Annotated in this window: 11 protein-coding genes; 6 read left to right on the top strand and 5 right to left on the bottom strand. The window is 67.7% G+C overall.

What is annotated here, in order from left to right; all coding sequences use genetic code 11:
- Positions 1-8 precede the first annotated feature (8 nt).
- From AC3WXD_RS33115 to AC3WXD_RS33140, 6 genes are all read left to right on the top strand, one after another.
- Positions 9-581, top strand: a complete 573-nt coding sequence (locus AC3WXD_RS33115; RefSeq protein WP_020204134.1) for a YceI family protein — start codon at positions 9-11, stop codon at positions 579-581.
- Positions 582-646: 65 nt separating this feature from the next.
- The gene (locus AC3WXD_RS33120; protein ID WP_020204135.1) at positions 647-1,237 is read left to right on the top strand and encodes a YceI family protein; all 591 of its coding nucleotides are present in this window, start codon (positions 647-649) and stop codon (positions 1,235-1,237) included.
- 437 nt (positions 1,238-1,674) lie between these two features.
- The gene (locus tag AC3WXD_RS33125; protein WP_029043845.1) at positions 1,675-3,072 is read left to right on the top strand and encodes a class I SAM-dependent methyltransferase; all 1,398 of its coding nucleotides are present in this window, start codon (positions 1,675-1,677) and stop codon (positions 3,070-3,072) included.
- Between the two features lie 46 nt (positions 3,073-3,118).
- Entirely contained in the window at positions 3,119-4,450 is a 1,332-nt protein-coding gene (locus AC3WXD_RS33130; RefSeq protein WP_020204137.1) for a sensor histidine kinase, read from the top strand.
- 7 nt (positions 4,451-4,457) lie between these two features.
- Positions 4,458-5,591 carry a hybrid sensor histidine kinase/response regulator gene (locus tag AC3WXD_RS33135; protein WP_020204138.1) on the top strand — a complete coding sequence of 378 codons (1,134 nt, stop codon included), beginning with the start codon at positions 4,458-4,460 and terminating at the stop codon, positions 5,589-5,591.
- Positions 5,588-6,595 (top strand): response regulator, encoded by a 1,008-nt coding sequence (locus AC3WXD_RS33140; protein WP_020204139.1) that lies wholly within the window; start codon positions 5,588-5,590, stop codon positions 6,593-6,595. Before AC3WXD_RS33135 ends, AC3WXD_RS33140 begins: the two co-directional genes overlap by 4 nt.
- 196 nt (positions 6,596-6,791) lie before the next feature.
- On the opposite strand, the gene secF is transcribed toward AC3WXD_RS33140, so the two are convergent.
- The 5 genes from secF to queA all read right to left on the bottom strand — a co-directional run bounded on the left by secF (position 6,792) and on the right by queA (position 12,771).
- The gene (gene secF, locus AC3WXD_RS33145; RefSeq protein WP_020204140.1) at positions 6,792-7,763 is read right to left on the bottom strand and encodes a protein translocase subunit SecF; all 972 of its coding nucleotides are present in this window, start codon (positions 7,761-7,763) and stop codon (positions 6,792-6,794) included.
- A gap of 92 nt (positions 7,764-7,855) precedes the next feature.
- Positions 7,856-9,727: a protein translocase subunit SecD gene (gene secD, locus AC3WXD_RS33150; protein WP_029043846.1), complete on the bottom strand. Its 1,872-nt coding sequence runs from the start codon at positions 9,725-9,727 to the stop codon at positions 7,856-7,858.
- A gap of 273 nt (positions 9,728-10,000) precedes the next feature.
- Complete coding sequence (gene yajC / locus AC3WXD_RS33155) at positions 10,001-10,330, bottom strand: preprotein translocase subunit YajC (RefSeq protein ID WP_020204142.1); 330 nt, start codon at positions 10,328-10,330, stop codon at positions 10,001-10,003.
- Between the two features lie 219 nt (positions 10,331-10,549).
- Positions 10,550-11,680 (bottom strand): tRNA guanosine(34) transglycosylase Tgt, encoded by a 1,131-nt coding sequence (gene tgt / locus AC3WXD_RS33160; protein WP_492325523.1) that lies wholly within the window; start codon positions 11,678-11,680, stop codon positions 10,550-10,552.
- A 41-nt stretch (positions 11,681-11,721) separates the two neighbouring features.
- On the bottom strand, positions 11,722-12,771 hold the full coding sequence (gene queA, locus AC3WXD_RS33165; RefSeq protein ID WP_454732199.1) for a tRNA preQ1(34) S-adenosylmethionine ribosyltransferase-isomerase QueA: 1,050 nt from the start codon (positions 12,769-12,771) through the stop codon (positions 11,722-11,724).
- Positions 12,772-12,887: the final 116 nt, after the last annotated feature.

The raw sequence follows: 12,887 nt of genomic DNA on the forward strand, positions 1-12,887 counted from the left end.
AGTTTTTGATGAAACGCATTCCCCGCCCGAGCGCGCTCCTGATGGCCGCTACGCTGGCCAGCGCCGGTATCGCCGCCAATCTCGCCTGGGCCCAGGTCGACGCCGGCAAGAGCTCGGTCACCGCCACCGCCCGCCAGATCGGCGTGCCGATGGAAGGCAAGTTCAAGAAGTTCGACGCCGCCGTCTCGTTCGACCCGGCCAAGCTGGCCACCTCCTCGGCCAAGGTCGAGATCGACGTCGCCAGCTTCGAGATCGGCGACGCCGAGACCACCAAGGAGGTCAAGGGCGGCGAGTGGTTCGACGCGGCCAAGTACCCCAAGGCGGTGTTCCAGTCCACCAGCATCAAGGCTGGCGCCGCCGGCAAGTTCGAGGTGGCGGGCAAGCTCACCATCAAGGGCAAGACCGTGGACGTGGTGGTGCCCGCGACCTACCGCCAGGACGCCGCCAGCCAGGTGTTCGACGGCGTGCTGCCGATCAAGCGCACCGCGTTCAACATCGGCGACGGCGAATGGAAGGACACTTCCGTGGTCGCCGACGACGTCCAGATCAAGTTCCACATCGTGACCTTGGCCAGGAAGTGAGCGCGCCGCGCCCGCTGCCATTCTCGTTTTATCGCTGTCCGTTCCATTTTTCCGCCGGAGAACTCATGAAACTGCGTACCATCCTCGCCGCCGCCGCGGCCATCACCGCCAGCGCCGCGTTCGGCGTGGCCTCCGCCAACTCGGTGACCTACAACCTCGATCCGACCCATACCTACCCGAGCTTCGAGGCCGACCACCTGGGCGGCCTGTCCGTCTGGCGCGGCAAGTTCGAGAAGTCGAGCGGCACGGTGACGCTGGATCGCGCGGCCAAGACCGGCTCGCTCGACGTCAAGATCGATCCCGCCTCGGTCGACTTCGGCAACGCCAAGCTGAACCAGCACGTCAAGGGCCCGGACATGTTCGACGTCGATGCCTTCCCGGACGCCTCCTACAAGGGCAAGTTCTCCAAGTTCAACGGCGACGTGCCGACCGAGGTCGACGGCGTGCTGACGCTGCACGGCGTGTCCAAGCCGGTCAAGCTGGAGATCCGCGAGTTCAAGTGCATCCAGCACCCGATGCTCAAGCGCGAAGCCTGCGGCGCCGACGCCGTCGGCACTCTCAACCGCGCCGACTTCGGCATCGACTACGGCGTGAAGATGGGCTTCAAGCCCCAGGTCAAGCTGGCCATCCAGGTCGAAGGCGTGAAGGTGGACTGAACGCGCGGCATGCCGGGGCGGCGCCCCCGGCACGCGGCACGGCAAGGGCCGGGGAGCGATCCCCGGCCCTTTTTTTGTTGGCGCGGCCCGGCGCGGCGGACACCGCGCGCGGCGCCGCCGCGTTATGTTGTCCGCACCTGGCGGCCACAGTACAATGAATCGTTAGGAATCAGTTACAGTCTCATCCAGTCGACGATTCCGCTCGGTTCAGCCATTTCCCGCTCACAGTCACCAGGGTGTAGTCGCGTGCGTGCCTGCCATCAGACGAGGACGCCCATGCCCGCAACCGATTACCGACATGTATCCCAGCAGTACCCCTTGATGCCGGCCTAGCATAGCGATCGCAGCGATCCCCTCGCCGTACGAGCTGTACCCGGCCAAGTCAGGCAAGGACTGGCCGGCCGGCAGCGTTTCTCGGATTTCTCTGGCGCCATACCGTGTACTCCCAAACGCAAATCGATCCGGTGGTCAGCTTCCGCAACTCGCAGGGCGAGCAGGTGCGGGGCACAATTATCAATCTCCAGAGAAAATCTCTGGTGATGGAAATCTACAACCCGTACTCGATCGTTCAGGTCAGCGAGGTGCTGAGCGAGCTGAGTGTGCGCATGGGCAGCAAGAACGCCTACCTGGGCAAGGCGGTGGTGATGAGCCTGGTGAACACCGGCCTCACCGCGGTGGTCTCCCTCACGCTCATCGACGAATGGCGCGAGCTGAGCGACCTCACCAACGAGCCCAAGTCGGTCGGCCGCGAAGCGCAGTTGTTCATCAACGACTGGGACGCGCGCTTCAACATCCGGCGCGACTACCAGATCGTGGTCAACGAGATGCGCGCCTTCCTCTCCGAAGTCTCGCGCTGGGTCGAGCAGGTGGACCTGACCGAGAACCTGCCCAAGGTCGACGGGCGGCTGCGCGAGGACGTGTTCTACGAGCTGGCCACGCCGATCATGCTCAAGACCAAGACCTACCTGGACCGCCTGGAAGGCGAGGCCGAGCAGGTCGACGCGGAGATCGCGCCGGTGCACCGCACCTACGCGCAGTCCGCGCTGCACCCGCTGCTGCTGCGCGCGCCGTTCGTCTACCGCACCTTCACCAAGCCGCTCGGCTATGCCGGCGACTACGAGATGGTCAACCAGATCCTGAGCGATCCGCAGCAAGGCCCGACCACCTACTTCCAGATCGTCAACACGGCCTTCCTCAAGGCCGCCGTGGCCACCGCCCACCGCAACCGCATCGACCTGCTGGTCGATTTCCTGTCGCGCCAGGCCGACGCCGCGCGCGCGGCCGGGCGCCCGTTCCGCGTGCTCAACGTGGGCTGCGGGCCGGCCTTCGAGATCCAGCGCTTCGTGCGCGAGTATCCGCAGCCCGAGCTGCTGTCGTTCCAGCTGGTCGACTTCAGCGAGGAGACGCTGGCCTATACCAAGGCCTCGATCGAGCGCTCGGCCGCCGCGGCCGGCCACAAGGACAAGGTGGCGGTGGAGATGGTGCACCAGTCGGTGCACGAGCTGCTCAAGCGCAAGATCGCGCCCGACGACGCCAGCCTGCGCGAGTTCGACGCGGTGTACTGCGCCGGCCTGTTCGACTATCTCTCGGACAAGGTGTGCGCGCGCCTGCTCAGCTATTTCGCCGCGCGCACGCGGCCCGGCGGACAGTTGCTGGTGACCAACGTCCATTCGGCCAATCCCGAGAAATTCGGCATGGAACACCTGCTGGAGTGGTACCTGATCTACCGCGACGAGGCCAGGATGAGTATGCTGCTGCCCGAACAGTCGAGCGGGCACAGACTCTACGTCGACCAGACCGGCGTCAACGTGTTCGCGGAAGCGACCATATCCTGAACCCCCGTTCCGCCATACCAGCGACACACCAGCAGCCGGCCCAGCCATGAGCACCAATCAACTTTACGCGGGTTACCAGACCGAGCTGGCGGACTTCCGCCTGGCCTTCAGCCGCGGCGGCGCCTATACCGCCATCGTGCTGGTGCTGCTCGGCGTGGGACTGGACTACGGCCAGTACCCGCAGCTGCAGGCGCCGTTCGCGGTGGCGCGGGTGCTGGTGTCGCTGCTGATCGCCGGCATCGTCGTGGTGCTGTACAGCTCGGCCGGGCGGCGCTTCGCGCCGTGGCTGACGCTGTCGTGGCTGCTGCTGCCGCAGATCATGATCTCGTGGATGATCTGGCACACCGACGGGGTGGAGTCGCCGTACTACGTGGGGCTGAACCTGGCCATCTTCGCCTCCGGCATCGCGCTGCCGTTCGGCCTGTGGCAGAACCTGGTGTTCGGCCTGCTCTCCTACCTGTTCTACCTGCTGGCCTGCCTGTTCCATCCCGGCGGAATCGAGCCGGTCGGCACCTTCATCGTCAATTCGCTGTTCCTGCTGTTCGCCGCGGCGGCCAGCGCGGTCTACACCTTCTTCAACGAGCGCGCGCGCTTCATGCTGTTCCGCCTCAAGGCCGAGGTGGCGCAGAAGAACGCCGAGCTGGAAGTCATCAACCGCAAGCTGGTCGACATCAAGGGCCAGATGCTGCAGCAGGAAAAGATGGCCGCCATCGGCACGCTGGCCGCGGGCCTGCTGCACGAGGTCAACAACCCGGTGAACTTCTGCCTGATGGCGATCGAGGTGGCGATGGAGGAGCCGGTGGCCAAGAACGAGCCGATGCTGCAGGAATGCCTGGTCGACGCCAAGCAGGGCATGCAGCGCATCCAGCATATCGTCTCGGACCTCAAGACCTTCGCCTACCGCAAGCCGGGCGCCGAGGCCGAGGGCACGCCGTTCCTGTTCGAGAAGGCGCTGGACTCGTCCATCCGCCTCACCGCGCACGAGCTGCGCGGCGTCGCGGTCACGCGCGAGCTGCCCGCCGACACGCTGGTGCTGGGCGACGAGGCCGCCGTGATCGGCGTGCTGATCAACCTGTTCTCCAACGCCGCGCTGGCCATGCGCAAGGCCGGCACGCAGAACCCGGCGATCCACACCACCGTGAAGTGGGTCGAGCGCCGCCTGCACGTGACCGTGAAGGACAACGGCCCCGGCATCGCGCCCGAGAACCTCGCGCGCGTGTTCGAGCCGTTCTTCACCACGCGCGAAGTCGGCCAGGGCCTCGGCCTCGGCCTGTCCATCAGCTATGCGGTGATCGAGCGCCACGGCGGCGTGCTGTTCGCCGAGAGCGAGCAGGGCCAGTGGGCCTCGTTCAGCTTCGACCTGCCGCGCGCCGACTGAGGACGCCATGAGCGACGCCAGGCAACCCCGGCTTACCGTGCTCTACGTCGACGACGAGGAGATGGCATGCAAGTACTTCGCCCGCGCGGTCGGCGCGGAGTACGAGGTGCTGGTGGCCGGCGGCGCGGACGAGGCGGTCGGCATCCTGCGCCGCGAGGGCGCGCGCGTGGCGGTGCTGGTGACGGACTTCCGCATGCCGGGCCGCGACGGCGGCGACCTGCTGCGCCAGATCGCGCTCGAGTACCCGCAGATCGTGCGCGTGCTGGTGACGGCCTACGCCGACAAGGACATGCTGCTGCAGACGGTCAACACCGGCGAGGTGTTCCGCATCCTGGAAAAGCCGCTCGGGCTCGGCCAGGTGCGCGACGCGCTGCGCATGGCGGCGGAGCGCTACCGCGAGCGCTCGATGCGCCACCAGCGCCTGATGGCCATCGACGAGACGCTGGCCTTCCTCGCGCACGAGCTCAACACGCCGCTGGCCGCGATCGCCAATTTCGCGCGCGGCATCGAAAGCCGGATCGCGGCGGAATACAATCCGCAGCGCCAGGGCGAAATCGGCCAGGCGGCCAGCGCGATGCACGACAACGCGCAGTATTGCCTGGCGGTGATCTCGTCGTTCCTGCAGTCGGTGCGCAGCACCGGCAGCCGGCCCAGCACGCAGGCCGGCGCCAGCCGCGAAGTGACCGCCGGCGGGCTGATCGCCGCGCTGCTCGACACCTACCCGTTCGCGGGGCAGCAGCGCGGCTGGGTGGCGGTCGAGATGCAGGACGATTTCGCCGTGCGCACGCTGCCCAACTGCGTGGCGCTGGTGCTGTCGTCGCTGCTGTCCAACGCGCTGCGCGCGCTCGACGGCGTGGCCGCCCCCTCGCTGCGCTTCGTGGTGGCGACCGAGCCAGAGGCGGCGATCCGCATCTGCGACAACGGCCCGGGCATTCCGCCGGAAGTGATGGGACGCCTGCTGGTGGACCCGGTCACGACTCACGCCAGCACCGGCGGCAACGGCCTGGGCATGATTTTCTGCAACCGTGTGATGCAGTCTTTCGGTGGCGGCATCCGGATCGAGTCAATGGCCGGCGCGGGCACCACCGTCACGCTGGATTTCCCCAATACCAAGAGTCGAATGCATAGGAGTGATCGATGAACGAACCGAATGCCACGCAGGCACTTTCACCGGCGATTCTGTTCGTCGATGACGAAGCCACGGCGGTCAAGTATTTCCAGCGTGCCATCGGCGCCCTGGCGCCAGTGGTGACAGGCGGCTCGGTCGAAGAGGGCAAGGCGCTGCTCGATGCTCACGCCGACAGCCTCGCCGTGCTGGTTTCCGACCAGCGCATGCCGGGCGAGTACGGCAACGAGCTGCTGCGCTACGCGCGCGAGCGCTACCCGCACATCGTGCGCATCCTGACCACCGCCTACTCGGAGATCGAGCATACCGTCGCGGCCGTCAACGAAGGCCAGATCCACCGCTACATCAAGAAGCCGTGGGACATCACCGCGCTGCGCATGGAGCTTAAGCAGGCGCTGGAGATGGCCGGCCTGCGCAAGGAGCGCGACCAGCTCGTGCGCGAGAAGCTGAGCGTGCTGCAGAAGCAGACCATCGCCACGCGCGTCGGGCTGGTGCGCGCGCTGGCCGCCAGCCTGAGCGCGCCGGAGCGCTTCCAGCCGGTGGAGACCTACCTGGCCTCGGCCGCGCTGGCCGGCGTGCAGAACCCCGAGCCGGACTGGCTGCTGATGGACTACGCCGACCTCGTGGCGGCGGAGAGCAAGCGCGGCGGCGGCTTCGGCCACGCGGTGGCGGCGCAGCTCGCCGCGCTGCGCGCGCGCTACGCGGGCCGCGGCGCGGGCGACGCGGTGGCGGTGCTGGCCGAGGTGCTGGCCGAAGGCGAGGGCGCGGCCACGGTGCGCCGCGACGGCGACGCGCTGGTCTGGACCCGCCCCGCCGCGCTGGCCGAATACCTCGGCGAGCCGGTCAAGCAGGACGTCTCGGCGCAGCACGCGGCCTGGCTGGCCGGCCTGCTGTGGCTCGACGAGGCCGGCGGCGCGCTCAAGGCCACGCGCGAAGGCGATGTCATCGTCTTCCGCGCGGCCGAGCGCAGCGTGGAATTCCCGGCGGACCGCCTGGCGGTGTGGATCGAGCAGTTCTGATTGGCAACCCCGGGGCGATTGACGAAGCCCGCGAATGGGCCCAAGCCGCCAGAGCTAACCCAAGCAAGGTGTTCTCCCTCTCCCCTCACGGGGAGAGGGGCGCAAACCTTCGGCAAGCGGCGGCGCGCAGCGCATCGGCAAGACAAACGAAAATGGGCACCCGAAGGTGCCCATTTTCATTGCGGCGTCAGTCCGGTCAGGCCTGCGCGCCGTAGTTCGGGTCGTTGCGGTCGATCTCGCCCGGCTTCTTGTCGCCCTTGACGAGGTCCTCGCGCTTGACGCCCAGCCACATGGCCAGCGCCGCGGCGACGAACACCGACGAGTAGATGCCGAACAGGATGCCGACGGTCAGCGCCAGCGCGAAGTAGTGCAGCGTGGGGCCGCCGAAGAAGAACATCGACAGCACCATCATTTCGGTCGAGCCGTGGGTGATGATGGTGCGCGAGATGGTGCTGGTGATCGCGTTGTCGATGATCTCGTGCGTGGTCATCTTGCGGTACTTGCGGAAGTTCTCGCGGATCCGGTCGAAGATCACCACCGATTCGTTGACCGAGTAGCCGAGCACCGCCAGGATCGCCGCCAGCACCGACAGCGAGAATTCCCACTGGAAGAAGGCGAAGAAGCCGAGGATGATCACCACGTCGTGCAGGTTGGCGATCACGCCGGCCACCGCGAACTTCCATTCGAAGCGGAACGACAGGTAGATCACGATGCCGGCCACCACGCACAGCAGCGCCAGCAGGCCGTCGGTGGCCAGCTCCTTGCCCACCTGCGGGCCGACGAACTCGACGCGCTGGAGCTTGACGTCGGGCGTGGCGGCCTGCAGCGCGCCCATGACCTGCTCGCTCTGCTGGGCCGAGGTGACGGGCTTGCCGTCCGCGCCCTTCTGGATCGGCAGGCGGATCATCACGTCGCGCGAGGTGCCGAAGTTCTGCACCTGCACGTCGCTGTAGCCGAGCTTGCCGACCTGGCCGCGGATCTTCTCGAGATCGGCGGTCTGCTGGTAGTTGACCTCCATCACCGTGCCGCCGGTGAACTCGATCGACAGGTGCAGGCCCTTGTGCCAGAGGAAGAATACGGCCGCGGCAAACGTCAGGAAGGAAATCACGTTGAAGACCAACGCGTGCTTCATGAACGGAATGTCGCGCCGGATGCGGAAGAATTCCATGTTGAATCCTGTTCTGTACGGCGGCCCTTGCCGCCGTGCTTATGCTGTTTGGCCGCCGCGCCCGGCGCGGCGGCCTTGTGCTGTCCCGATGCCTACTTGGCGACGGTGCCCTGGTTGTCCGAACCCGGCTTCCAGATCTGGCCGATCGCCACGCCCTGCAGCTTCTTCTTGCGGCCGTACCAGAGGTTGACCAGGCCGCGGTTGAAGAACACCGCCGAGAACATCGAGGTCAGGATGCCCAGGCAGTGCACCACCGCGAAGCCGCGCACCGGGCCCGAGCCGAAGGCCAGCAGCGCCAGGCCGGCGATCAGCGTGGTCACGTTGGAGTCGAGGATGGTGGCCCAGGCGCGGTCGAAGCCGGTGGCGATGGCCATCTGCGGCGAGGCGCCCGCGCGCAGTTCCTCGCGGATGCGCTCGTTGATCAGCACGTTGGCGTCGATGGCCATGCCCAGCACCAGCGCGATGGCGGCGATGCCCGGCAGCGTCAGCGTGGCCTGCAGCATCGACAGCACCGCTACCAGCAGCAGCAGGTTGATGGCCAGCGCGGCCACCGAGAACACGCCGAACAGCATGTAGTACAGCACCATGAAGACGGCGATGGCGCTGAAGCCGTAGGCCACCGAGTCGAAGCCCTTCTGGATGTTGTCGGCGCCCAGCGACGGGCCGATGGTGCGTTCCTCGATGATTTCCATCGGCGCGGCCAGCGAGCCGGCGCGCAGCAGCAGCGCCAGGTCGTTGGCGGCCTCGGTGGAGTACGAGCCGGTGATCTGGAAGCTCGAGCCCAGCTCGGACTGGATGGTCGCCACCGTCAGCACTTCGCCCTTGCCCTTCTCGAACAGCACGATGCCCATCGGCTTGCCGATGTTCTCGCGCGAGACGTCGCGCAGCACGCGCCCGCCCTGGGCGTCGAGCTTGATGTTGACCGAGGGGCGCTGGTTCTGGTCGAAGCCGGCCGAGGCGCTTTCGATGCGGTCGCCGGTGAAGATGACCTGCTTCTTGAGCACCACCGGCGCGCCGTTGCCCTGCGTGAACAGTTCGCTGCCGAACGGGATCGGGTCGCCCGGGCGCGGGTTGCGCGGCGCTTCCGGATCGGCCAGGCGCGCCTCCAGCGTGGCGGTGCGGCCGATGATGTCCTTGGCCTTGGCGGTGTCCTGCACGCCCGGCAACTGGACCACGATGCGGTCCGAGCCCTGCTGCTGGATCACCGGCTCGGCCACGCCGAGCTCGTTCACGCGGTTGTGCAGCGTGGTGATGTTCTGCTTGACCGCCGCGTCCTGCACCGCCCGGCGGGCGGCGTCGGTGAACACGCCGGTGAGGTTGTTGCCGTCGGCCTCGAAGGCCAGCTCGCGCAGGCTGTCGGCGAGGATGCCGCGCGCCTTGCCAGCGTCCTCGGCGTTGTTGAAGCGCACCGTCAGGCGCTCGCCGTCGCGGTCGATGCCGCCGTGGCGGATGCCCTTGTCGCGCAGCAGCGTGCGCGCGTCGCCGGCCAGGCTGTCGAGCTTCTTGTCGACCGCGCCCTTCATGTCCACCTGCAGCAGGAAGTGCACGCCGCCGCGCAGGTCCAGGCCCAGGTACATCGGCAGCGCGTGCAGCGCGGTCAGCCAGCGCGGCGAACCCGACAGCAGATTGAGCGCGACCACGTAGGTGGCGTCATTGGGGTCGGGGTTGAGCGCGCGCGTCAGCACGTCCTTGGCCTTGAGCTGCTCGTCGGTGGTGCGAAAGCGCGCCTTGACCGAGCCGGTCTGGCCGTTGACGTCGAAGAACATGCCGTCGGGCTGCAGGCTGTTCTGCGCCAGCACCTGCTCGACCTGCTTCTGCGTGGCCAGGTCGACCTTGACCGTGGCCTTGGCCGAGGAGACCTGCACGGCGGGCGCCTCGCCGAAGAAGTTCGGCAGCGTGTAGATGATGCCGATGGCCAGCGCCACCAGGATCACGAGGTATTTCCAAAGCGGATAACGATTCATCTTTGGCCAGTCGTTCTGCGGTTGGCGGGGCCGGGCATACCGTCGGACGGTGTGGTCGGCGGGAGGTCGGGCACCCGCACCGGTTGGCAAACAGCCGCCTGGCATCCACGGACAACCCGGGCTGGATCAGGCGGCTGCAGGGGCACGCGCGCTAATGGCGTGCCGGGAAGGGCGAAAAAGCCGGCGAAAAAACAGTAAAAGCGGCAGCAAGAGCAGCGGCTGCAGCGGACCGCGGGACGTCGCGCATGCGGCGCGCCACCCGCGGCGCCATGCTCAGAGGGCCTTCAGCGAGCCCTTGGGCAGCACCGTGGTCACGGCGTTCTTCTGCACCGTGATTTCGGTGCCGGCTGCGATCTCGAGGGTCACGTACTGCTCGTTCACCTTGGTCACGCGGCCCAGGATGCCGCCGGCGGTGACGACTTCGTCGTTCTTGGCCAGCGCTTCCAGCATTGCCTTCGATTCCTTCTGGCGCTTCATCTGCGGGCGGATCATGATGAACCACAATACCGCGAACATCAGGATGATGGGCAGGAAACTCATCAGGCCACCCGCCGCGCCGCCGGTGATGCCGGCGGTCTGGGCAAATGCGTTAGAAATCAGCACGTCGCTTCTCCGTCACAAAGTCAGTCAGTTAGTCGGTCATTCTACCACCCGCTTGCAATCGCCTTCCATGTCCGATCCGGGCATTTGCGGGGATTTACGGGTTTGTTCGGGGCCCCTTGCGCGCCGCCCCGTAGCGCGCCGGACCCGGCTGTTCGACCGGCGCGTGGCGGAAAGTTCCGGCGGCCGCGCCGGCGCGCCGGCCGGCGTGGAAAGTGGCGCCTATTGCACCCCGCGCGCACGGTCCGCGGCGAAGCGCGTGTGGAACGCCGTGAAGCGGTGCTGTCCGATGGCCTCGCGCATCTCGGCCATCAGCTGCAGGTAGTAGTGCAGGTTGTGGATGGTGTTCAGGCGCGCGCCGAGGATTTCGCCGACGCGGTGCAGGTGGTGCAGGTAGGCGCGCGAGAAGTTGCGGCAGGTATAGCAGCCGCAGCTCTCGTCCAGGGGGCGCGTGTCGTTGCGGTGCACGGCGTTCTTGATCTTGACGTCGCCGAAGCGCGTGAACAGCCAGCCGTTGCGCGCGTTGCGGGTCGGCATCACGCAGTCGAACATGTCCACGCCGGCGGCCACGCCGGCCACCAGGTCCTCGGGCGTGCCCACGCCCATCAGGTAGTGCGGCTTGTGCGCGGGCAGGCGCGGCGCCACGTGCTCGAGCACCCGCATCATGTCTTCCTTGGGCTCGCCCACCGACAGCCCGCCGATGGCGTAGCCGTGGAAGTCGAGCTCGGACAGGCCCGCCAGCGACTCATCGCGCAGGTCCTCGAACATGCCGCCCTGGACGATGCCGAACAGCGCGTTGGGGTTGGCCAGGCGGTTGAACTCGTCGATCGAGCGCCGGGCCCAGCGCAGGCTCATGCGCATCGACGCGGCCGCCTCCTCGTGCGTGGCCGGGCGGCCCTCGATCTCGTAGGGCGTGCATTCGTCGAACTGCATCACGATGTCGGAGTTCAGCGTGCGCTGGATCTGCATCGAGATCTCGGGCGAGAGGAACAGCTTGTCGCCGTTGACCGGCGAGGCGAAGGTCACGCCGTCCTCGGTGATCTTGCGCAGCGCGCCCAGCGAAAACACCTGGAAGCCGCCCGAATCGGTCAGGATCGGCTTGTCCCAGCCCATGAAGCGGTGCAGGCCGCCGTGGCTCTCCACCACCTCCAGCCCCGGGCGCAGCCACAGGTGGAAGGTATTGCCGAGGATGATCTGCGAGCCGATTTCGTTGAGTTCGAGCGGCGACATCGCCTTGACCGAGCCGTAGGTGCCGACCGGCATGAAGATCGGGGTCTCGACCACGCCGTGGTTGAGGGTGACGCGGCCGCGGCGGGCGTTGCCGTCGGTGGTGAGCAGTTCGAAGTCGAGCATGGCGAATATCCTGGATGCGGGGTCGGGCTGGCGCGGCGCGCTCAGGGCTGCGGCTGGCGGGTCAGGAGCATGGCGTCGCCGTAGCTGAAGAAGCGGTAGCGCTGCGCCACCGCGTGGCGGTACGCGGCGCGGATGGGCTCCACGCCGGCCAGCGCCGAGACCAGCATCAGCAGCGTCGACTTGGGCAGGTGGAAGTTGGTGATGAGCGCGTCGACCACGCGGAAACGGTAGCCGGGCGTGATGAAGATGTCGGTATCGCCCCGGCCCGCGGCCAGCGTGCCGTCGGCCGCGCCGGCCGATTCCAGCGCGCGCAGCGAGGTGGTGCCGACCGCGATCACGCGCCCGCCGGCGGCGCGGGTCTCGCGCACGGCCCGGGCCAGGTCTGCGGAGATCTCGTACCACTCGGCGTGCATCTTGTGCTCGGCCAGGTTCTCGGTGCGCACCGGCTGGAAGGTGCCGGCGCCCACGTGCAGGGTCAGGAAGCCGCGCCGCACGCCGAGCGCGTCGAGCCGCGCGAACAGCGCTTCGTCGAAATGCAGGCCGGCGGTGGGCGCGGCCACCGCGCCGGGCGCGCGCGCGTAGACGGTCTGGTAGCGCGTCTCGTCGTAGGCGTCCGGGTCGTGGGTGATGTAGGGCGGCAGCGGCAGGCGGCCGTGCTGCTCGATCAGGTCCAGCGCCGGCGCGGGGAAGCGCAGCGTGAAGAACTGGTCCACGCGCGGGCCCACGGTGACGTCGAAGGCATCCGCGAGGCGCAGCCGGCTGCCCTCGGGCGGGGTCTTGGACGCGCGCACCTGGGCCAGCACGGTATGCGTGTCCAGCACGCGCTCGACCAGCACCTCGACCTTGCCGCCGCTGCCCTTGTGGCCGAAGAAGCGCGCCTTGATCACGCGCGTGTCGTTGAACACCAGCAGGTCCGACGGGCGCAGGTAGTCCACCACGTCGGCGAAACCGCGGTCCGCCATGCGCGTGGCGCCGGTCTGGGCGTCGGTTTCCACCACCAGCAGCCGGCTGGCGCCGCGGTCGGGCAGGGCGGTCTGCGCGATCAGTTCGGGCGGCAGCGGGAAATCGAAATCGGACAACGTCAGCGTCATGGGGGCAAAAGCGGGCAAAAACGGCGGCGGGCCGCGCAGTGGCGCGGCCGGCATAGGTACAATCGGCGAATCCGATATTGTAAGGCTTGGGGCGGCAGCGCCGCCCGGGCGCGCAT

The sequence above is a fragment of the Cupriavidus sp. FW216-B1 genome, assembly GCF_058789195.1.